General features: G+C 30.4%; 18 protein-coding genes. 4 read left to right on the top strand and 14 right to left on the bottom strand.

The window, feature by feature from the left end:
* Positions 1–88 precede the first annotated feature (88 nt).
* From CM240_RS02920 to rlmD, 7 genes are all read right to left on the bottom strand, one after another.
* The gene (locus CM240_RS02920; RefSeq protein ID WP_044036302.1) at positions 89–1957 is read right to left on the bottom strand and encodes a helix-turn-helix domain-containing protein; all 1869 of its coding nucleotides are present in this window, start codon (positions 1955–1957) and stop codon (positions 89–91) included.
* A gap of 23 nt (positions 1958–1980) precedes the next feature.
* Complete coding sequence (locus CM240_RS02915) at positions 1981–3237, bottom strand: LlaJI family restriction endonuclease (RefSeq protein ID WP_044036300.1); 1257 nt, start codon at positions 3235–3237, stop codon at positions 1981–1983.
* A gap of 31 nt (positions 3238–3268) precedes the next feature.
* Positions 3269–4219, bottom strand: a complete 951-nt coding sequence (locus CM240_RS02910; protein WP_051483656.1) for an McrB family protein — start codon at positions 4217–4219, stop codon at positions 3269–3271.
* Positions 4220–4242: 23 nt separating this feature from the next.
* A complete protein-coding gene (locus CM240_RS02905; RefSeq protein WP_044036298.1) occupies positions 4243–5088 on the bottom strand; it encodes a hypothetical protein in 846 nt (281 codons plus the stop codon).
* Between the two features lie 13 nt (positions 5089–5101).
* Entirely contained in the window at positions 5102–6955 is a 1854-nt protein-coding gene (locus CM240_RS02900; protein WP_044036296.1) for a Dam family site-specific DNA-(adenine-N6)-methyltransferase, read from the bottom strand.
* A gap of 22 nt (positions 6956–6977) precedes the next feature.
* Entirely contained in the window at positions 6978–7196 is a 219-nt protein-coding gene (locus CM240_RS02895; protein WP_044036293.1) for a helix-turn-helix domain-containing protein, read from the bottom strand.
* A gap of 332 nt (positions 7197–7528) precedes the next feature.
* Positions 7529–8914, bottom strand: a complete 1386-nt coding sequence (gene rlmD / locus CM240_RS02890; RefSeq protein WP_044036291.1) for a 23S rRNA (uracil(1939)-C(5))-methyltransferase RlmD — start codon at positions 8912–8914, stop codon at positions 7529–7531.
* A gap of 204 nt (positions 8915–9118) precedes the next feature.
* Here rlmD and metA point away from each other — a divergent pair, with 204 nt between their 5' ends.
* Positions 9119–10033 carry a homoserine O-acetyltransferase MetA gene (metA, locus tag CM240_RS02885; protein WP_044036289.1) on the top strand — a complete coding sequence of 305 codons (915 nt, stop codon included), beginning with the start codon at positions 9119–9121 and terminating at the stop codon, positions 10031–10033.
* Positions 10034–10155: 122 nt separating this feature from the next.
* Here the strand turns inward: metA and CM240_RS02880 are convergent, their stop codons facing one another.
* From CM240_RS02880 to CM240_RS02865, 4 genes are all read right to left on the bottom strand, one after another.
* Positions 10156–11679, bottom strand: a complete 1524-nt coding sequence (locus tag CM240_RS02880) for a subtype B tannase (protein ID WP_044036287.1) — start codon at positions 11677–11679, stop codon at positions 10156–10158.
* A 215-nt stretch (positions 11680–11894) separates the two neighbouring features.
* Positions 11895–12194 carry a 2TM domain-containing protein gene (locus tag CM240_RS02875; protein WP_044036285.1) on the bottom strand — a complete coding sequence of 100 codons (300 nt, stop codon included), beginning with the start codon at positions 12192–12194 and terminating at the stop codon, positions 11895–11897.
* 70 nt (positions 12195–12264) lie between these two features.
* Entirely contained in the window at positions 12265–13569 is a 1305-nt protein-coding gene (locus tag CM240_RS02870) for an ArnT family glycosyltransferase (RefSeq protein WP_044036284.1), read from the bottom strand.
* A gap of 178 nt (positions 13570–13747) precedes the next feature.
* Positions 13748–14848, bottom strand: a complete 1101-nt coding sequence (locus CM240_RS02865; RefSeq protein ID WP_044036283.1) for an acyltransferase family protein — start codon at positions 14846–14848, stop codon at positions 13748–13750.
* A 234-nt stretch (positions 14849–15082) separates the two neighbouring features.
* On the opposite strand from CM240_RS02865, the gene CM240_RS02860 reads away from it, so the two are divergent.
* The 3 genes from CM240_RS02860 (at position 15083) to CM240_RS02850 (ending at position 17484) form a co-directional block, all read left to right on the top strand.
* Positions 15083–15937 (top strand): AIM24 family protein, encoded by an 855-nt coding sequence (locus tag CM240_RS02860; protein WP_044036281.1) that lies wholly within the window; start codon positions 15083–15085, stop codon positions 15935–15937.
* Positions 15938–15957: 20 nt separating this feature from the next.
* Positions 15958–16602 carry a hypothetical protein gene (locus tag CM240_RS02855; RefSeq protein WP_044036279.1) on the top strand — a complete coding sequence of 215 codons (645 nt, stop codon included), beginning with the start codon at positions 15958–15960 and terminating at the stop codon, positions 16600–16602.
* A 156-nt stretch (positions 16603–16758) separates the two neighbouring features.
* Positions 16759–17484 carry a MutS-related protein gene (locus CM240_RS02850; protein WP_044036278.1) on the top strand — a complete coding sequence of 242 codons (726 nt, stop codon included), beginning with the start codon at positions 16759–16761 and terminating at the stop codon, positions 17482–17484.
* Between the two features lie 463 nt (positions 17485–17947).
* Here the strand turns inward: CM240_RS02850 and CM240_RS02845 are convergent, their stop codons facing one another.
* The 3 genes from CM240_RS02845 to CM240_RS02835 form a co-directional block, all read right to left on the bottom strand.
* Positions 17948–19597 (bottom strand): PTS transporter subunit IIBC, encoded by a 1650-nt coding sequence (locus tag CM240_RS02845; protein WP_173400225.1) that lies wholly within the window; start codon positions 19595–19597, stop codon positions 17948–17950.
* A gap of 359 nt (positions 19598–19956) precedes the next feature.
* Positions 19957–20742 carry an endonuclease/exonuclease/phosphatase family protein gene (locus CM240_RS02840; protein WP_044036274.1) on the bottom strand — a complete coding sequence of 262 codons (786 nt, stop codon included), beginning with the start codon at positions 20740–20742 and terminating at the stop codon, positions 19957–19959.
* A gap of 5 nt (positions 20743–20747) precedes the next feature.
* Positions 20748–22391, bottom strand: a complete 1644-nt coding sequence (locus CM240_RS02835) for a PTS transporter subunit IIBC (RefSeq protein WP_044036273.1) — start codon at positions 22389–22391, stop codon at positions 20748–20750.
* Positions 22392–22411: the final 20 nt, after the last annotated feature.

The raw sequence follows: 22411 nt of genomic DNA, 5'->3' as shown, positions 1-22411 counted from the left end.
CCCTAAAAGGATTCATGTATGGCTCATGTGCCTAACAGCTAAAAAAACGGACATCCCGTGTCCGCTTTTTTAAAAATATTTTGAAATTTTATAATGGATCTGCACCATGTTCCTGTAAAAACGCTCTAATCTCATCCATCGATTTTGGATATAGGTGAGTCAGGGCAAAATTATACCAAATATGACTATCGTTATTGAAGTTTAACGAAAAGGGGGAATTGCGAATTATATGACTACTAATATTAGGTGGTAGATGAAGTCCAAGGCAAATTAAGATTATGGAATTGATAGAACCTGGCTCTTCACCATTAACGATTCGTCTTATAGTACGTTCATTAATCAGTATTCGTTCAGCTAATTCTTTATAAGTTACATTTTTCCATTCACGCACTATTTTAAGAGAGCTTGTATAACTATTTGGCAGTTCATTATAGATCCGCGTTTCTTCAGCCAGTGTATCAGCTAGTATCTTTGCTTTCTTCTCTGGAGTTGCGTGTTCAAAACCGTTACAGTATTTTATGTCGAAATCAATATTTGATGTCTTATCTCGGTTGAGAAAACATTCAGTATAATATCTTTCCTTACATCCAGACTTGACTGATAAGTTAAAAGCCAAACAGCACTCTTCCATATGGGTTCGTGCATAATCAGTAAGTACAGTCTGTCCAAATATATCCTGTGTTAAATATTTGGGATGATTTAAAACAAAGTGAGAATCTACATAAACATAACTTCCATCTCCAACTAAAGCTGCCATTTCAGGATTAGTTATGCTTTGGATGGCAGCATCCTCCGCACTTATAGAGAACGTTTGATTTCTTTCAAGCGCACCCTTCTTAAACCTATGAGGTTTGACATAACGACCATCTATATAAGTAAAGGTTCCAATTGCCTCCTCATACCCGGCATCAATCATACGGATTTTAGCTGCGGTTCGAGAAACACAGAAAAACGTAGCCAAAGCGTCAATAACTGGCTCCATTACATCTATAAGTTCAGACGTTCCTAATTCCGTACGAAATTGCTTAATATACTTAAACGCTTGGGTTTTAAACATTGCAAGTGGCATTTGTATCTTTGGAGTGAGAGCATTTGCCTGCCATTCCATCCAATCAGTTGCATCTCTGCTATTGTCTTTTATGCCACCAACTACCTGACACTTGATTCGTGTGACGCTGCTGTTATAAAGCCGCTCCAATTCAAATGCTTTTCTATGCTGATCCCAATGAACACACTCATGGACAATGGTATTGTTTACCGATCCTAGATTACGTAGGAAGAACGCTTTTGGATCGACTATGATAGTTCTGGCATCTACATGGGTCTGTACCATTTCATCACTGTCTTCATCATAGAATACTGCATCACAATCATGAAAGTATAGCTGTCCAAAAACAGAGAAATCCTTTGTAATTTCTCTCATTTCCACTGTAAGACCCATTTTTTCTGCTAGTACTTGTGGTTCAATTGCCATTGGGGTTTTTAGTGCTTCTGGGTAATGTCTGCGAAGAAAGTCTGTAGCGACAGATTCAAGTTGCTCCTTATGAATGATAGGGACAAGAGAGTCCGACATAGGTTTGGGCTGCTTATTTTTACTGGTATACTCAGTTACACTAGAGATTGTAAAGTCATCTAAATTGCAAGCCAAATCTCCTGAACATGTCAGCATAAACCACTGCCTACAATTTTCCGATTCATCATAATGATAGTCTGACTCACGGACTTCTAATTCAGTTTCTACAACAACATCAAATTCTATTTTCATACCTGGTAAGTCATTAACAGATACAAACTTTACTTCTATATCTGATAATTCTATGCCACCAATATTCCGAACCCTGTATAGCCTTAAGTCTAAATCATCGTAGTTATCCGTGGTGTAACTTTGTATAGCAGCAAATATTTCATTATAGAACCTATCTGCCACATAGTCTTTAAATGAACGATTACCTGCCAAAGCACTCCCCCCCTAATCAACGATTAATTAGATATATAGTTTTGCATTACTTCCTTTATATTGAGATACTGCTCAATAATTTTTGTTCCTGTTTTTCTGTCGCCCAAATAAGCAGGGGATAATGAAAAGTGTAAATTCGAACAGGTTGCATTATTGGGTAACATCAAGGCACTATATATTTTAGTATTCTTTGAAACCCCACCTCTGAGTATCTCATTATATGAAAATTGCTTATAGTTTAAATCTGAGACATTGTAATAATATTTTGAATCGAAAATATAAATAGAATCATCTTGTTTTGCATAATGATCTAGCCGTATTTTAAACTGGTGTGAAGAATCATCTATAGCAAACTCTTTAGCTTCAAAACTTAAGGGCGATGCTACTAAGCTTTTATCAAAAATAATAGAATTAGAAACTTCGTCAACACATTTAAAATATTTATTAAGATACGCAGAAACCATCCTTTCCCATATCTTATCGAAATAATTAATTTTTATATGTATATCACCGCCTTTTGGCGACTTTTTATATTGTTCAAAAAAACTAATTAAGTTTGCTATCAGTTTTTTATGAGTGTCTTTAAAAGTTTTACTATTAATTTGGCGCAATTGTTGCAATGTATATTCTCGATGTTTGATAAAGTCAAAAGAACTTATTTTGTAACCAGTCTTTGGTAAACTAATGAAATATGGAAAGCTATTAATCGTGTAATCGATAACAAACACCATGCATTCACTCAGGAATACATTCTGTTGCTTCTTTTTCTTTCTATAGAGGGGTGAAAAAATCAGGTTGCCATCGCTAACTATAGTCTGTGCCTTTTGAATCGTTTTTCTCCAAGCAACTGGTCCACTTGCATTAGGCTTGACTTCAATATTACTTTCACGATAAATACCATATTGGCGAAAATGTTTGTAGACCTCGTAAAAGGAAGCAAAGGGGTAATCAGATACAAATTCTGGTTTTGATCCGATGTATTTAGTAGCTTTGGCAGTAGTAGATACTTCCTTTGTATATTTTACAAACACATCAAATAACAACTTAATATCTTCTAGATTCGCCTTTTTTCTTCTATTCAAATCTTTCAACTCTAAATCAGTATAAAAATGCTTCGGAAAAACAGATAATAAATTATCTTCATTTAAAACAAATCCAACAAAATCAAACACTTCTCTATTATCAGATTTTAAATATTTTGTATCACCTTTTCCCAGACTAAAAGATAATAAATCTATATCATCAACGTTAAAATAATCTTGACCATAATGAAATTTCATTAGATTAGTACCACCTCTTTTCACCAAGAAATCATAAACTACCTCTTAGCCACAGCTCTATGCATTCTAAAAATTTATCACTAAAAACCTTTTTATCATCCTCGTAAGCATCATACAGTTCGGAAAAACTTGTAATTGACGAATCAAACAAACTAATTTCAGTGCTATAACTCGATTTATGAATGTCACTCCATAAATAATGTAGTAATTTATTTTTTACTTGATTTTTATGCTCACTTGGTGTGCCACCAACTTGAAATTCAATAAAGAACTGCCCCAACTGCTTATCTTCGCCAAGTCCTAAAAATCGTGAGTCAGCAATGAATTTATTTAAAGTACCGTATAAATCAACCCACTTAACAGTTTTTTTAGTACCCGCATTATCTAAAACAACTTCAATATCAATATTATTTTTATAAGGACCTCCTACTGGTACCGGTTTTGTGCTAATATATTGCCATTCAAACCTTCTCTTAAAAGCTGTATCCATTACAAACACATTCTGGTCACTTGTATTAACAGTTCCTAAAATGTTGAAGTTAGGTGGCAATTTAATTTTATCATCAGTAATTGCAATAATGTCTTTTGCAATTATATCGTTATTGATAAAGTATTTGCTATAACCTTTATTAATGCCTTGAGATTCTCTATCTAACAATTGAAAAATATCTCCGAAAATACCCGCACAATCTCCTCTTGACATTTCCTCAATTATTAAAAATACTTGTTTAGCGGTATCTTCGTATGCTTTTTCTAATGCTCTTGTAAATACTCCCTTTGTAAATTCATAGCTGATACTAGTTGAGCCGCTTGTTGTTCTCTGGACTTTTGGCAGCAATTGTCCGACGAAATCGTTATATGTATACTCCGGATGAAATGTAGTTCTAAAAATTCTATCATCACCAACACCAGATGCTTTTACCAGTTCATCTACCATATAACTTTTTCCTGTACCTGGAGCACCATAATAAATTATCTGCATTTATTTTCCCTCCTAATTTTGTATTAAATCTTAGAAATATAGGTTCTAATGACATCAAACATGCTCAACCCTACACTATCAAAATCGTCTATATTAATTCGATATCCTTCGTCAATTGCCATATAGATTGCTGGTAATACTTTCAAACAATATCTATACATTTCAGCAGATGGATTTTTTGACGCAGTAACTTTATCTGAAAGCAACTGCAATACCTTTTCCTCATCATTGACTATAAACAGTTCATTGTCACCATTAACTGCAAATAATCGATTAAAATCAGCTAAAGAAGATATCTGGAATTCATCATCTTCCGTGCTAAGGCTCGTTAATATATCATGAAATTCTCGTCCGAATATATCCAGATACTTAAATCCAAGTAATTCTGCACATATAAAGCTTACTTTTACGGCTCTCTGTTCTGATCTGTTTGTCTCGTTTATATTTAAAATGTATACTGGTCTATTATTAAAATGTAAATCTATCATATCCTGAGATATTCCTTCATAAATTCCTAACAGTGTTGGCATAACTTGTCTGGTTAAAAAGTCATTCCCCGAGTTAAGTGAAGGAGGAATATAAAAAAACAGCCCGTCCACATTTCCATTTTCAGTTTCAAGATATCCAGCATATATAGAACTACTTCCTCTATTCCCAATAGTTTCTTTTATGTTGTCTTTATTATCGACCCTATAATTGATAATGCTCAATTTGGGAAACCTTTCGTTCATTTCAGATATAACTCTATTTATCATATCTTGAACTGTATCGACACCGATTTGAAGCCACTTTTCATGAATATCACTATCTGCATGCGCTTCGTTTAATTTAGTTTCAAACTCTTCTGGTAAAACAAGAATATGATTCAACAAGCCCGCCCCCTTAATAATTTACTATTAAGACTTCATTTTTTGAATACCGCCAACCACTTGTACCTATTTCAATCACACGGAATTTGTGCTCTTCTGCCCATTTTTGAAGAAGATGGTTTGTTCTATCTTTATGGTGCATTACATTCGATAGAATGAATTTATATCCCAATGAATCAATATGGCTTAATGTATTTAAAAGTTCTAACTCTTCATCGGCAGACCAACCCTTCATGCCCCTCTTGCCATCGTTATAGGCAGCACTTGTAATAAAGTAAGGTGGATCAAAATAAAAAACCGTATCTGGAGGAAATTCACTCCAGTTTATTGTTGTATAATCAACATTCATCATTTTTAGATTTTTGGTTTTAACTTTAAAGTTTAGTATTCGCTGTTTTATATCTTCGCTGTAACCTGCTACCCCAATCGGAGTGTTAAACTTATGCTTACCATTAAATCTGATCATATTTTGGAATGAATACATGTGGAGCAAATACAAATTTAATGGTGAATTATCCCTTTCATTATAATCTGACCTAAGTTTATCAAATGGTTCCTTCTCACCTTTCTCCAACTTGTACTTAGCTATACCTTCTTCTATAGCTTTAATAATTTCAGTTTTATCTGTTGTTAAAAGCCATTCAATAATTTCATAGACATAAGGATTGAGTTCATTGTAAACAACGCAATCTGTAGCAACGATATTAGCACCAACGTTAAATGCACCTCCCATAACATCTACAAAAGTATTCACAGATGGAGGGAGTTCTTTTATTATTGCTGGAAGCAAAGTGTCCTTACTGCCAGAATAATTGAGTGGTGATTTATTTAGAGATAAGTCTTTTTGAAAATATATTATCACTTCGTTGAGGGATTCACCGTTCCTCTTTTTACTTGACCGATGATTCTGATACTCCCTATAGTCAGTACTTTCTATGTATACTTCTCCATCTTTAGCAAATAACTTAGCCAAATCAACTAATTCATCTAAACTAACCAGTCCTTGGTTACTATAGCTCACCAATACATGCTTGTAGTTAATCTGTCTAAACAAATCTTCAAAGGCACTTAATGCCTTTGTTCTCTGAGCATATAACGAGTTTTTATTACCCCTACCTCTTTTTCCACCTACACCTTTTATATCGGGTGAATCATATTTAGCAATAGTATCCAACATATGATAAGCTGATACATATTGGGTTACAGTATATGGAGGGTCAATATATGCGATATCTCCTTCAATTCGCCTCACTAAACTATTCGTTTCTTCATTATAAACATCGTTTTCAGCAAAAAGTTCTTGTTCATTCATCTCAAGTGGTTCCAAGACAAAATCTTTTGTCGCCCTCGGATCCCAAAATTTAAAAAATGCTTCATAAGTACCTGAAGTATTTGAAAACTTAGTGGTACTTTCAATTAAAGAAGCTAATAGAAAATAATACTCATTTTCAGAAATAGTTTGTTCTCTATAAAGTTCCTCAATCTTTATTCTAATACCATCGATTTTCTTCCCATTTTCTTCTGTAAAAAACATTCTTCCGCCAATCGGGGTGTAGTTATTATAAATAAAATAATTGCTATCTGGTGTAAATTCAAGGGAATTAAGCCAATCGAAAACATTACTTTTGTATTCTTTGGTAAATTTTGAAAAAGACGGAATTCTGCTATTATTTAATTTCGCTTTGCTTATTACGTAAGAAAAATATAGAAAGTCATTAGATTGGATCTTATACCTATCTTTAAAATAATCTCCAACGCAGCTAGTACCAGCAAATAAATCTCCAAACGTATATCCTTCGATATTATACTTGTCAATAACTTTTTCTATCGTATTCAGCAATTTCGCTTTGCTGCCTAAATATCTCATCTTATCACCTTTTCTAGTTATGCTATTTTTCTTCTTTGTTGTCTGGTTGATATTCTAATAAATCAGTTAGGTCGCAACCAAGAACCCTACAGATATTATTAAGCAAATCCAAATCAATCCTTTTTACTCTTTCATGGTACAAATCACCAATTGTATTTGGGCGCACACCTACTAATTCAGCTAGTGCTTTTCTTGTCATTTTGTTTTTGCCTAATAGTTCTGACAATTTTATTCTAATCAATAATATCACCTCTAGGGTATTAAATAACGTTTATCGTTATAAATTAACATCTTTCATTATATCATAACGATATTTGTTTCTCAATAGAATAAAAATATAATTCCAAAATCCTGTGTCTAACCTTTTTCGCTGACTAGTTTATATCTATCCTGTCTCCTCAACCTCTATAAAAAATCTATTCTGTCAACTCAACCCTATCGTATTAAGTGTAGTTGACATGTTTCCTCAAAGTATAAAAATAAGGGTTTCCCGACATTAACATCCTCGACAAAGACGTCATGAGAAAAATTCAATGTCTGGAAACCCTTTATCTATCAGTGCTTAAAGTATCTTTATTTCTCCATCCTCGACATCAATGTCACGCACTCAACGTGTGACGTATGAGGAAACATATCTACCGGTGTTACTTCCTCTGCTACATATCCTAACTCTCTTAAAATCTTAAGATCTCTAGCAAGAGTTGCCGGATCACAGCTTACATATACTATTCTCTTAGGATTGATTTCTGTTATAGCATGTAATAAAGATTCTTCGCAACCTTTTCTTGGTGGATCTACTACTACTACATCAGCTTTTACACCTTTATTTATGATTTCAGGGATTATTTCTTCACATTTACCTGTAAAAAATTCCACATTATCCACATTATTTTCCTCAGCATTTTCTCTTGCTTTTATTATAGCTTCATCTATTATTTCTACACCATAAACTTTTTTTGCTTTTTGACTTAAAAATAGTGATATTGTTCCTGTTCCACAGTAGGCATCAAATACTACTTCATTTCTTGTAAGATTAGCATATTCTAATGCCTTATTATATAACACTTCTGTTTGAATAGGGTTAACCTGAAAAAATGATAATGGAGATATTTTAAACTTAAATTTTCCTATATAGTCTTCTATATCTTCTTTTCCCCATATCACTTTATTTTCTAAACCTAATATAACATTTGTCTTCTTAGTATTAATATTTTGAATTACAGAAACTAACCCTTTAATTTCCTTTTTTAACATCTCTGCTAATTTTTCAAGGCCATAAACTTTTTTCTTATTCGTTACTACTACTACCATAACTTCTCCAGTCTTATAGCCTTTTCTAACCATGATATGTCTTATTATACCTTCACCAGTACTTTCATTATAAGGAGCTATATTTTCTGCTTTCATCCACTTCTTTAAGATAGCTGTTATTATTTCTCCCTCTTCATTTTGAATATAACATTTATCCATATCAATAATTCTATGGCTCTTTTTAGCATAGAATCCTACCTTTATTCCTTCTTCATCAGCTCCCACAGGTAGCTGTACTTTATTTCTATATCTATATGGTTCATCCATTCCAATAACATCATTTAATATGATATCTTTTCCTACTGTAAAACCACCGATTCTTTCTAATACATCTTTTACTCTATCTTTTTTTAGTGTTAATTGTCCTTGATAATTTAAATGTTGCAATTGACATCCACCACATTTAAAATAACTACTACAAATAGGTTCTTCCCTATTTTCACTTGGCTCTATTATTTCTTGTAGCTTTCCAAAGCCAAAGTTTTTATTAACTTTAACTACTTTTACCTTAACTTTTTCACCTTTAAGTACCATTGGTGTGAAAAGAGTAAACTCATCTACTTTACCTACTCCTTCACCATCGTGACCAAAACCTTTTATATCAATTATATATTCTTCATTCTTCTTAACTGGAACTTCTCTTTTCATATTATCACCCTATATCTTCTATTTGCTTAATTTAGACTATCATATATTATTATTTTTCTCAATAGATAGATATTTAAATAAATACTATAAAAAAAATTAACTTCTAATTTTATTCATAGATTAACTTCCTATCATTCTAAATGTATTTAATGATATAATAATTACTATATTAAAATTTTATTGTATATTAGGGGGGCTTCACATATGCCAATAAAATTACCAGCGGGATTGCCAGCAGAAAAAATATTAGAAGAAGAAAATATCTTTATAATGACTGAAGACAGAGCTTCAACTCAAGATATACGTCCTTTAAAAATTGCAATTCTTAACTTAATGCCAACAAAAATAGTTACAGAAACGCAAATACTTAGACTTTTAGCTAATACTCCACTTCAAGTAGAGTTTGTTCTCCTACACCCTAAAACTCATATTTCAAAAAATACTTCTGCAGCTCATCTTGCAAAGTTTTATAATACCTTTGATGAAGTGAAGAATCAAAAGTTTGACGGTCTTATAATTACAGGGGCTCCAGTTGAACAAATGCCATTTCAAGAAGTGAATTATTGGGAAGAACTTTGCGAAATTATGGAATGGAGTAAAAAAAATGTTTACTCTACATTTCATATATGCTGGGGTGCACAAGCTGGACTATATTATCATTACGGAATAGAAAAGTATCCATTAGAAAATAAAATGTTTGGTGTTTTTGAACATAAAGTAATTAAGCCTGAAACTACACTTTTACGTGGATTTGATGAAGTATTCTATTGTCCTCATTCAAGACATACTGAAGTGAAAAAAGAAGATATATTAAAACATCCAGAATTATCTATTATAACAGAATCTAAAGAAGCAGGTCCTCAACTAATTATTTCAAAAGATGGTCGTCAAATTTTCTCAACTGGACATGCTGAATATGATGCTGATACCCTTGCTAAAGAATACTTTAGAGACAAAGAAAAAGGACTAAAAATTACAGTTCCAAAAAATTATTTCCCTAATGATGATGATACACAATCACCATTAATTCGTTGGAAAGCAAATGCATCCTTACTGTTCTCCAATTGGTTAAACTATTATGTTTATCAATCAACACCTTTTAATCTTAATGAACTATGAATATTCTATACCAATTTTTATAAATCATAAAGAATTATTGAAAATTACATCAATAACTAAAAGTCGCCAACTTTATTTGGTGACTTTTAGTTATTCAACATTGATATTATAATCACCTTAACCTAACATATACTATTAATCCACTGACAAAGCTCACCAGCATAATCTGCTGGCCCATGGTCCTCATCCCAAACCATTGCATAGTCAACTTTCGTTTCCTTGGTTTCTTCTAGTTTTAACGCTAATATCATAGCCATTGTAAAGGAAGTATGGGCATCTCTAGTGCCTACTCTGATTCTATAATATGGTGCTAACTTTCCTTGTCTTTCTGTTCCTATATGTATAAAGGGATCTATAGCCTCAACTCTATATTGAAGATCATTATCACCTTTCATTTTTTCATAGCTTCTGAAGTATTTATTATACTCTTCTGGATACTTCGGTTTTAATTTTTCTATAGCTTCTAATACATAATTATCAAAATGAAGATAATCTGTAGTCTCATCACCAAAAACTTGATTTTCCGGTTGATTATTCTCTAATGAATCGAAAGCTGGACAAGACTTTAATCGTGGAAGATAGTATTTTATCATATCATCTAATGATGTAATTTTTACCTTAGTACCATCATAAGTTAACCACTTTGTCTTATCTATCCCTTGAATTTCTATAACATTTTTTCCATGATGTCTTTTATATGTATAATTGCCTTTTAAATAATCCTCTACAGTACACTTTAAATTTAATTTATTTTTTTCTATTAACTTTAAATGCTTTTCCGCTGCCTTTTCTATTATTGATAATAAATATTCATAAGCTGAACCACTACGATAATCATTACCTATAATAAGGTTTTCTAATGTATCAGGATTTACTAAAGATAGACTATTGAAATAACTTGGATAATGAAATTTCAATACTTTAGATAATTCCTCTTGAAATGGTGTCAATTCTCCACCATTATTATGTCCCATACCTTTGTAGTTAGTTACATTAGAAAACATCCATTCATATGCAATATCACCATGAGATAAATCTATAATGGGACAATAACATTGTGCTCCATAAATATCATCAGTTTCCTCCATCATAGCCCCTGATTCTTCTAATAAAGATAAATATTCTTCACTATTTCCAGTGCAACCAAGTAAAGAACTCATAGCACCTCCAGCACTTACTCCTACTGATATAATTTTATTAACATCACCAGGTAAACACTCTCTATTATGCTTAATAAATCTTATAGCGGCTTTTAAATCTACTAATCCAATAGGAGCTTTACCAATAAACTCCCCATGTTCTCCAACGGTTTGCTTTCCTCTTGCTCCTACAGAAATGTAAATCATACCTGCATTTAAAAATTCCTTTCCTTTACACCATGGGTTATCAATAGTTTCTGGAGCTGCCTCTGAATATCCTCCAATAGAGTTTTCAAATACAATTGGTGCAGAAAGTGAAGTGAATTTTCCAACTTTAGATTTTATATTCTTTGACATATCACTTTTAAAATAAGCTTCTGGTACGTATATATTCATACATTGTAATTCTGGCACTTTAACATCGTTACAATATACAACATTTAACAATTCATAACACTGCAAATCATTTCTATGTTTCCATTGACATTGTTTATCTCTCAATCCCATATTATCAGTCCTCTTCCATTTAATAATTATTTATATCAATCTTACTTATTTTTACTTAATATGTCTATATTTATATTGTTAATAAAAAAAAGCTACGACATACAAATTTTATAAAATTCTTGTCATAGCTCTTTTCTATTTAAAAATTCTGGAGAAATTTTTATAAATTATTCAGTTTATGACTAATGTCACAACTGATAATAATTAACTATTAATTATTCTTCTACCGGCTCAATTTCACTAAAATTTCTTTTTAACTTCATAAATTCTTTTTCTACTGAACCAGATTTTTCGTTATAGAATAAGTTGATTCCTTGATTTAATACTCCAATACCCCAACCTACAGTAGTTGACATTGGAATTATTATTTTTCCTGATTCGCTAATTGTAATAATCCATATAATTATACTTATTGATATGTAAATAATGAGATGAAAGAAAAAATCTTTTTTCTCCTCTACTCTCTTCTTTGCCATAGTATATAGTTGCTCATCAGTTAATTGATTATCGTACACAATAATCCTCCTTAAATAATTACTACTAAAATAGTATACCATTTTTTACCAAGAATTTCAACTATATATTTTATATTCCCATATTAGTTTTATCAAAGCCATTATTTCTTATTAATTTATATACCATATAAATACCATAGGCCGCTAGTATTATCATAAGTGATGTAACTGGATACATATATCTAGAAAAAGCATAAAAAGGTAAATATACGCAATTAAAGTACAATATAATCATAGATATAAATAAGAAGTTTAAATTTCTTCCTCTCTTATATAAATAGAATATAAATCCAATTATTGCTGAAATTAATAAAATGCGATGATATACTAATACAGTATTTAAACTAATATTATATATTTCAACCCAATAAAATGGTTTTATCCAATTATGAGCAGTCTTTCCTATTGTATACCATCCTATATATCGCAATGGTTCATTTTTTAACACCTTCCAAAAGCGCTCCTTAGATAAGGCTACCTCTGTCTCATTATTTTTAAATTCATCTCTATCATAATAAGGAAACTTATCATGATCTATTCCATATTCTATATCTGTTGTATCTTTAACACTTTGATCATAATTTATATATGTACCCTGTAACATTGGATTTCCTGTTGCATAAGTAAATAATATAACTTTATCAAAAGCAACATAATTTCTTATCCACCACGGAGCCATTATAGCTATAAATATTACTATTACTATTGATGCAAACTTTACCATTTCAGAAAACTTGTATCTTCTGCTTATTATCCACATTATTAAAACTAACACTGGCAAAAGTGCTACTTGAGGCCTAAAATATGAGGATACACCTAATAGCACTCCCCCTATAACATAATACATAGTTTTTTTAGTTTCTATAGCATACATAGTCACATATATTAACAACAATAATAATGTTTTAAAGATAGTTTCTGTTAAAATAAGTTGTGATGCCCATAAATTCGGCAAATATAGTGCATCTAATATAAACGCTACAAGTGATATAGAAGAATTTTTAAATACTTTTTTAGCCATAAAAAATACTAAAAGCAATGATATAGCTTGCAAAAATACTTGTATTAACCTCACTGCTGTTATTGCTCCCATTTTTCCAAAAATAGCAGTACATGCTGCTATAACAATAGGCAACCCAGGCATCATAAATGCTGACTTATTTTCTGGATAATGATATGAATAGTAACCTCTTTCATAAAGATTCCATCCACTTCTTATAAATTTTACGTCATCATTATCTGGTACCTCTAGGCTCCCTAATAACGTATTATTTCCAAATTTAAATGTTGCATATATACCTAATAATATAAAAATAACTGTTACTAATATTAATATAATTTTAGTTTTTCTACTCTCTTCTTTTAGTGAAAACATTCTTTTCCTCCAAATTTTATTATTACAATAATACTATATCCAATTTTGATATAATAATTACTTATATATTATTAGAGTTAATTTTGTATCACCACATAGTTTAGAGATGGATTTAATAAAAAATTATGTTTATATTTAACCATATAAACTATATAATTTTAAATTATAAATTCTTAATTTATGATTGTATCTTAACATTTTTTACTTTATAAAATGCTTTTAGTATTTTAGATTCAATAATTTGAATCATATTAATTATTTTATTAATTCCAAAAGATATTGGTATCAATAATATACTTAACCATATCATAATTAATATTGGAATTTTAGGCATATACACTATATTTTGAATATATTGATAACATAAAAAGCTATGTGTAAGCCACATATTTGTAGAATTGTTTCCTAAAAAAATAAATATATTTTTTAATTTTTGTCTTTTTAATATATTTATTGTTACATAAATCAATATCGGAGTATATAGATAATCATACCTCATACTTTCAAAAGTTAAGTCTGCAATTTTAAATCTTGACGCTATTATAACTATAAAAATAGTGATATATACAAGCCTATTATGTAATTTTATCTTTTTAAAGATTTCTTTCATCTTAGTAAATGAATCAAATTTAACAAATAGACATCCCATAAAGAATATAGGTTGCCAATACAATAATGTAATGAAATCTCTATATATCATATGATTATTTAAAAATACAAGATTCGGATTAGAATTTACAACTAAAGTTGCTATCTTTCCTAACTTTGAAAATATAAAAATAATTAAAAATGATAACCATGGATTTTTACGAATTATTTTATTCATAATAGGAAATAATATTATTAATTGAACATATAATTTTAAAAACCACCATTCCCCATTATATGTTAAATCTATTGCCAAAAAGTTGTATAAAAATTCTCTCGTATTAAAGACTTTTACCCCAATCACAAATCCAATTGGAACAAAAATAAATAAAATAACCCAATAATTAATATATAATTTCTTTAAACGTTTAAAAACATTAGTTATAGTAAATCTACCATTTTTCATCACGGTAATATATAAGCCATAACCACTTAAAAATAAATATATAGCTACGCATAGCTTACCTGCATGTCCTATAATGTATGCTAAATTAGTATCTCCAAATCTTATTAAGGGTAAAAATTCATTTCCTGGTGCTATTCTATCTTGAAAAGGAAATAAATGATGTGCAAACATCAACCATAATGCTACTCCTTTCATCATTTTAGTATCTTCTTTACTTAATCCCATAATTCTTTCCTTTCACTAATGTTTCTTTTTTATTTATGTAATTCATATGTAATTCATATATACTTCATATATACTTCACATATAATTTTACATATTTTTCTTTTATAGTAAAGTAATTTTTTATAATAATGTATTATATTAACTACTATGTAATTTTTGTAGACTATTGCTATATCTATATATGGTTTAATCTTCTATTTTTTTATGATAATATTAAACTAAGGAGGTGCTTAAATGAGATCAAATTTTTCTCTTGAAAATTCTTTTTCTATAATAGATGCTATGGTAAATGACTCTCGTTTTGAAATTCTTGAATATCCTATGCTAAATGGCGGAAACTCTTTAGAATCTGCTATTGCATTTAAATATATGAAAGATAGTAATATTAAATTAAGACAAGTTAGAATCTTATTAAATGACTCCGCTGTTAAATTAGAATCAGGTTCCCTTTCATTCTTAAAAGGTGATATCGATATTGCATCTAAGATTGGTGGGGTACTGGGTATCGGTAAGAAATTTATTTCTTCTAAATTAAATAAAGAATCTATGATAAAACCTGTATACACTGGATCAGGTGCCATCTACCTTGAACCTTCCTTCAATCATTATCTTCTTTTAGAATTAGATGATGAAGAAATAATTGTTGAACCTGGTATGTTTTATTGCTGTGAAAATTCCGTTAATGTATCTACTGCAATACTAAATTCAGTATCATCATCTCTATTTAGTAATGAACAAATATTTCAAACTAAACTTTCCGGATCAGGTATTGTAGTATTAGAATCTCCAGTACCAGCCAATGAAATAATGAAATTTAGACTTTGTGATGATTTTCTTAAAATTGATGGTAATTTTTCATTTTTAAGAACTGAAGATGTAGAACTTACCGTTGAAAAATCTACAAAAACTTTTATAGGTTCGGCTGCCTCTGGTGAAGGACTTTTAAATGTATTTAGTGGAACTGGTGAAGTGTGGCTTATGCCAACAAAATCAGTGTATGATGATTTAGAAAAAGAAGGCCATAAACTAATGATAACTCCTTCCAAATCTTATGGAAAAGATGTTGAAAATACTACCGATGATGAATAAATTTAAGGGGTGTGTTATTTATGGAAACTTACAGTAAATCTTTATTAGAGCTTGAAGAATTACATGATAGTAAAATCATGTTTTCTTCATATTTTTTAAGAAAAGGAAAAAAAGAAACTAGCATTGATGATGGTACCTTCAATGACCTTATGCTAGACAATATATTTTTTAAATTTTTTTGTCCTTACTTTAAAACCTCTTTAGGTGAACAAATTTTATATAATAATCTTAGAAATCCTATTTTTAATAAGGATGAATTACTAAGTAAAAGAAAAAAACTTAATGCCTTAGATTCATCACCTGAGAAATCATCATTGTTAAATTATCTAAATTCTATAGGAACATTAAAATACTACAACTTCTCCGACATACTATTTAAGCCTTTAAAAACATCTACTCTCGTAACTGTCGTTGCATTGATATCTTTTATAATAACTTTACTTACTATAATTTTATCTTTTAAATCTATATCCGCACTATTTCTTTTAGCTATTCCTTTACTAATTTATCCTTATATAAGCGGTGTATTCTTCGATTCAATTAACTCAGAAATACTAATTCTTAGATATCTCTCTAAAGTTGTTTCTAATGCAAAATATATCTCTAATCTAGATATTCCAGAGTTTTCTGTTGAATTATCTACTCTAAAAAATCTTTATAATTAATTTAAATATATTAAATTCTACAGTAATTTTCTTGGTCAACCTCTTCAAGGTACTGATACTATTATTACTTTATTAGATGTTTTTACTGGTACAAGAGCATTAGGTTATTTATATATTGCTAAAAAAATAAATAGGAATAAGAAAGATTATATTAAAATGATAGAAATAATAGGTACTTTAGACAGTCTTGTAACTATTAACGAAATAAAAGATAATAACTCTGTCTGCATACCTACATTTACTGATGATAAAACTTTTTCTGTAGAAAATATTTATAACCCTATAATTAATAACTGTGTTAAAAATTCCATCACACTTAATAATAATGGAATACTTCTAACAGGATCAAATATGGCGGGAAAGTCTACATTTCTTAGAAGTATAGGTTTGAATGTAATTTTATCTCAAACTATAGGTATAGTATTTGCTGATAATTATATAGCTCCTATTTCGAAAATATTCACTTCTATCAGTAGAAATGATGATTTATTATCTGGCAAAAGCTATTATCTAGAAGAAGCTGAGGCTGTGCAATACATAGTTAATAACTGTAATGATGACATTCCTATGATTTGTATTATAGACGAGATTTTTAAAGGAACTAATCCTACTGAAAGAATTGCTGCTGCCACTGAAATTTGCAACTACTTATCCTCAAGTAATTGTATTCCATTTATAGCTACTCATGATTCTGACCTAACAAAATCTTTAGAAAATTATAAGTTATATCACTTCTCTGAAACAATAAATGATGATTTATCAATGACATTTGACTATAAATTAAAAGAAGGTATCTGTCCTTCATCAAATGCCATTAGAATTTTGGAAATTCTAAAATACCCAGAAAATATTTTAGATAGAATTAAGAAAAGACTATGTTAAATCTTACAAATTTAAATTCCAAAGGAGTATTGCATAATTAATCATATAAACCTATGTTTATTCAGCTAATTCACAATTAAGGTTAATTTTCCTCTGTGAGGAAAATATTGTAGTTCTACGGACGGCCAGTACCGATGAAATGAACAATAAAGAAATACTATAATCCTTCACCACTAATTAACTAGAACAGATGCTAATATATGTACTTTAACTATATCTTCATCCCATAAAGATATAGAGCATGCTATATGAAAGTGCAACTTTCATTAGCTTCATATAAGGCTGTATTATACTCTCTGTTTAATTATAAAATAAGTCTTTATAACAAACCAATAACATAATACTTATAATCTCAGAAATTCCGCAGGAATTTCCACCACAATTGTGAATCGTGAATTGCGAATTAAAAAAAGGGCCTTCGCCAACAAATTCTTGTTTGTTAACGAAAGCCTTTTTTTAATTTCTACATTCCAAGTATATCTTGAATATTTGATTTTAACACATCAGCTTTTGGCCCGTATATAGCTTGAACACCTTTATCTTTTATGATAAGTCCTAGTGCTCCAGCAGATTTCCAAGCTTTTTCATCTCCAACTAAATCTTTATTCTTAACTGTGACTCTTAATCTTGTCATACAAGCATCTACATCTTCGATATTTTCTTTTCCACCTAATAATTCAATAATCTTTATACATTGTTCATCATTAGAGGAAGTTGTTTCTGAAGCTACTTTATCTTCATTCTTTGTATTTGTAGTTTCATCATCGATATAGTTTCCTTTACGTCCTGGTGTTCCAATATCAAATTTCTTTATTAAGAAATTAAATACTACAAAGTTTATGAAGAAGAATGCTATACATGCTAATAAGAAGTTAAGTAAATCCCATCCAAGTCCTGCTTTAAACATCATTGGTAGACGTGTACATAATTCTATTGCGCCAAAGGCATGAATTCTTAAATTAATAATATCTGCTAATGCAAATCCAAGTCCTGTTATTACTGCATATACAACATATAGTATTGGTGAAATAAACATAAACATAAATTCTATTGGTTCAGTTACTCCTGTTAAGAATACTGCAAGAGCAGCTGAGAAAAATACTGATTTATATTTATCCTTTTTATCTTTATCTACATTGTTATACATCGCAAATGCTACACCTATTAAAGATGCACAAGATAAGATTACTTGTCCCACTTTAAATCTTGCAGGTGTGATATCATTTAATAATGCATTATATGCTGATGTATCTCCTGCGTCTTTTAATGAATTTAAATCTGATACCCATGCTAACCATAATGGATCTTGTCCTGCAACTCTTACACCTTCTAAAGAAGTATAAACTCCCCCTAAGTCTGTATAGTTCATTGGAATAGTAATCATATGGTGTAATCCAAATGGTAGTAATAATCTTTCCAATGTTCCATATACAAATGGTGCTAATATTGGAGCTGAATCCTTTGACTTAGCAATCCACTCTCCAAAAGCATTTAATCCTGCTTGAGCAAATGGCCATATTAAGGATAATATTAATGCAGTAACAACTGATCCTGCAATAACAACAAAAGGAACAAAACGTTTACCATTAAAGAATCCAAGAGCTTGTGGTAACTTATCAAAGTTATAATACTTATTATATAATACTGCACCTAAAAATCCTGAAATAATACCTACAAATACTCCCATATTAAGGGCCGGCGCTCCTAGCACAGAAGTAAAATAATCTCCTACTGGTAATGCACCAGCTAACAGTGAGTTTACTGTTGCTCCTTCTTTGCTAAGCATATCAGAAGTTACTCCAAAAACTGTTCCTGTAATCCTGTTAATAAGTATAAATGCTATTAAAGCAGCAAATGCTCCTCCAGCACGTTCCTTTGCCCAAGATCCACCTATAGCTACTGCAAATAATATGTTTAAATTCCCTATAATTCCCCAACCAATATCTTCTACAACTGAAGCTATTGTTGCAATAACGGTTGCATCAGAGGTCATTCCTATTAGTTTTCCTAAAGAAATCATAAGACCTGCTGCTGGCATAACAGCTACAACTACCATTAATGCCTTACCAAACTTTTGCCAGAAATCAAATGATCCTAATTTAGTCTTTCCCATTAACATCATCTCCCATAATCATTGAATTATTACAACTTATGTGAATATGATACCATATATTGTATTCATCTAAAAGAGAAAACGTTTTATTCGTAAGATTTCATATTATTATTGGCAAATTTTTGTATATTTATATAGTTATATTATTAATATTTATGTAATACACAAAGACAATACATAGTAAATGTGATTATTGAATCTATACTAAATATGAAAACGCTATGCATGCCTCAGAGCTATAATAAAATTCCTTTCTAAGGAAAATTTTTCACATTTACTCTGCGTTGTTCATAATAAACAAAAAATAAGGAAGTGAAGAACAATTTCTATTTATGCTCTTCACTTCCTATTTATCTTTTTTATATAGTTACTTCTACCCCATAGTGGTCTGAAACAACTTCTTCATTATCTCCATTAAATACTACTGATGAATTTTTTACTGATATCTCTCTATTAGCAAATATAATATCAAGTCTCATATCAATTTTATTTTTTTCCCATCCATCAATTTTACCTTTTACAGTAACACCTGAATCTTTTGTATCCGCAAGAGTAAATGTGTCTTTTAATCCTTGTGATATTAGATAATCATAGCCTTCATTTCTAACGTTGGCATTATTATTAAAATCACCCATGAAGAATGATAATCTATCTTTTGAATCTTTACTTAGAAGTTTATCAGCTTGATATTTAAATGGTTCTTCTTCATCTTTCCACCATCCTAAATGACAAGTATAAAAATCTGTTTCAGTACCATCTAAATTAATAGTTGCCTTTAATATTTTTCTAGTTTTCCAATAGTTTCTATCTTCACCTTGAGATATAAAGAAACTTTCAGTGTTTACAATTGGATGTCTAGTTAGTATACCTATACCTTCTTCATATATATCATAGCCTATGTGGGAATAATCCCACACAAAGCTATAATTATTACATCCTATCTTTTTTAATGTTTCATTTAAAACAACTAAGTAATTATCCTGCTTTATATTTTCAAAAATTATATCTGATTTTATTAATTGGCTAACTTCTTGAAGAGTAATAACATCATACTGCTCTTTTTTTATTCTATTAGCTAGTATCTCTATCTTCTTTTCTTGATCAGATTCTTGCCATGAATGGCAGTTAACTGTTAATAACTTCATTTATTTTACACTCCTAATATATCTTGTATATTAGATTTTAACACATCAGCCTTTGGTCCGTAAATAGCTTGAACTCCTTTATCTTTTAAAACAAGTCCTAATGCACCACATGCCTTCCAAGCCTTTTCATCTCCAACTACTGAAGAATCCTTTACTGTAACTCTAAGTCTTGTCATACAAGCATCTACATCTACGATATTTTCTTTTCCACCTAATAATTCAATTATTTTAATACATTGTTCATCATTAGCTGTCTTTGAATCTACTTTAGCATTAGTTGTATTTTCTTCTCCTTCATCATCAATATAGTTACCATTACGTCCTGGAGTAGCTATATTGAATTTCTTAATTAAGAAACTACATACAAAGAAGTTTAATACAAAGAATCCTACGCATGCTATTAAGAAGTTAATTATATCTCCAAGTAATCCTGCTTTTATCATCATTGGTATACGAGTAATTAACTCTATAACACCAAATGCATGTACTCTTAAATTAATTATATCTGCTAATGCGAAAGCTAAACCTGTCATAATTGCATATGCTACAAATAATATTGGTGATACAAACATGAACATAAATTCGATTGGTTCTGATACACCTGTTAAAAATACTGCAAGTGCTGCTGAGAAGAACATTGATTTATATTTATGCTTCTTATCTGCATCAACATTTTTGTACATTGCACATGCAACACCGATAAGTGATGCACAAGATAATATTACTTGACCAACCTTGAATCTTGCTGGTGTAACATCATTTAATAAAGCTGTATATGCTGCAGTGTCTCCTGCATCTTTTAAAGTATTTAAGTCTGTAACCCATGCTAACCATAATGGATCTTGTCCCGCAACTGTTGTACCTGCTAAAGTTGTATATACTCCTCCAAGTTCTGTATAGTTCATTGGAATTGTTAGCATATGATGTAATCCAAATGGTAATAATAATCTTTCTAATGTTCCATATACAAATGGTGCTAATACTGGTGCAGTATCTTTAGATGATGCAATCCATTGTCCAAATCCATTTAATGCACTTTGAATAAATGGCCAGAATAATGATAATACGATTGCTGTTACAACTGATCCACCGATAACTACAAATGGTACAAATCTCTTACCATTAAAGAAACCTAATGCTTCTGGTAGTTTGTTGAAGTTATAGAATTTGTTATATATTACAGCTCCTAAGAACCCTGAAACTATACCAACGAAAACTCCCATGTTAAGTGCTGGCGCACCAAGTATAGAAGTAAAATAATCTCCAACTGGCAATGAACCAGCTAATAAAGAATTTACTGTAGCATCTGCATCTGCTAACATATCAGAAGTTACCCCAAAAATAGCTCCTGTTATTCTATTAATAAGTATAAAAGATAATAGTCCTGCAAATGCTCCGCCGGCACGTTCTTTAGCCCAAGAACCACCAATAGCAACTGCAAATAGTACATGTAAATTACCAATTATAGCCCAACCTATATCTTCCATAACTCTTGATATTGTAGTTATAATGCTCGCATCTGATGTCATTCCTAGTAACTTAGCTAAAGAAATCATTATACCTGCTGCTGGCATTACAGCAACTACAACTAATAGAGCTTTACCAAATTTTTGCCAAAAATCAAATGATCCCAATTTAAATTTCTTCATATATTTCTCTCCTCGCCCAA

This window comes from Clostridium bornimense (assembly GCF_000577895.1).
GTDB classification, from domain to species: Bacteria; Bacillota; Clostridia; order Clostridiales; family Clostridiaceae; genus Clostridium_AN; species Clostridium_AN bornimense.
This window is presented reverse-complemented; position numbering and strand designations above follow the sequence as displayed.

Coding starts and splice junctions, on each gene's coding strand:
- CM240_RS02860 (WP_044036281.1), top strand. CDS start 15,083: ATGAGATCAAATTTTTCTCTTGAAAATTCTTTTTCTATAATAGATGCT.
- CM240_RS02835 (WP_044036273.1), bottom strand. CDS start 22,391: ATGAAGAAATTTAAATTGGGATCATTTGATTTTTGGCAAAAATTTGGT.
- metA (WP_044036289.1), top strand. CDS start 9,119: ATGCCAATAAAATTACCAGCGGGATTGCCAGCAGAAAAAATATTAGAA.
- CM240_RS02850 (WP_044036278.1), top strand. CDS start 16,759: ATGATAGAAATAATAGGTACTTTAGACAGTCTTGTAACTATTAACGAA.
- rlmD (WP_044036291.1), bottom strand. CDS start 8,914: ATGAAAAGAGAAGTTCCAGTTAAGAAGAATGAAGAATATATAATTGAT.
- CM240_RS02840 (WP_044036274.1), bottom strand. CDS start 20,742: ATGAAGTTATTAACAGTTAACTGCCATTCATGGCAAGAATCTGATCAA.
- CM240_RS02870 (WP_044036284.1), bottom strand. CDS start 13,569: ATGTTTTCACTAAAAGAAGAGAGTAGAAAAACTAAAATTATATTAATA.
- CM240_RS02910 (WP_051483656.1), bottom strand. CDS start 4,219: ATGCAGATAATTTATTATGGTGCTCCAGGTACAGGAAAAAGTTATATG.
- CM240_RS02915 (WP_044036300.1), bottom strand. CDS start 3,237: ATGAAATTTCATTATGGTCAAGATTATTTTAACGTTGATGATATAGAT.
- CM240_RS02900 (WP_044036296.1), bottom strand. CDS start 6,955: ATGAGATATTTAGGCAGCAAAGCGAAATTGCTGAATACGATAGAAAAA.
- CM240_RS02865 (WP_044036283.1), bottom strand. CDS start 14,848: ATGGGATTAAGTAAAGAAGATACTAAAATGATGAAAGGAGTAGCATTA.
- CM240_RS02845 (WP_173400225.1), bottom strand. CDS start 19,597: ATGGGAAAGACTAAATTAGGATCATTTGATTTCTGGCAAAAGTTTGGT.
- CM240_RS02855 (WP_044036279.1), top strand. CDS start 15,958: ATGGAAACTTACAGTAAATCTTTATTAGAGCTTGAAGAATTACATGAT.
- CM240_RS02880 (WP_044036287.1), bottom strand. CDS start 11,679: ATGGGATTGAGAGATAAACAATGTCAATGGAAACATAGAAATGATTTG.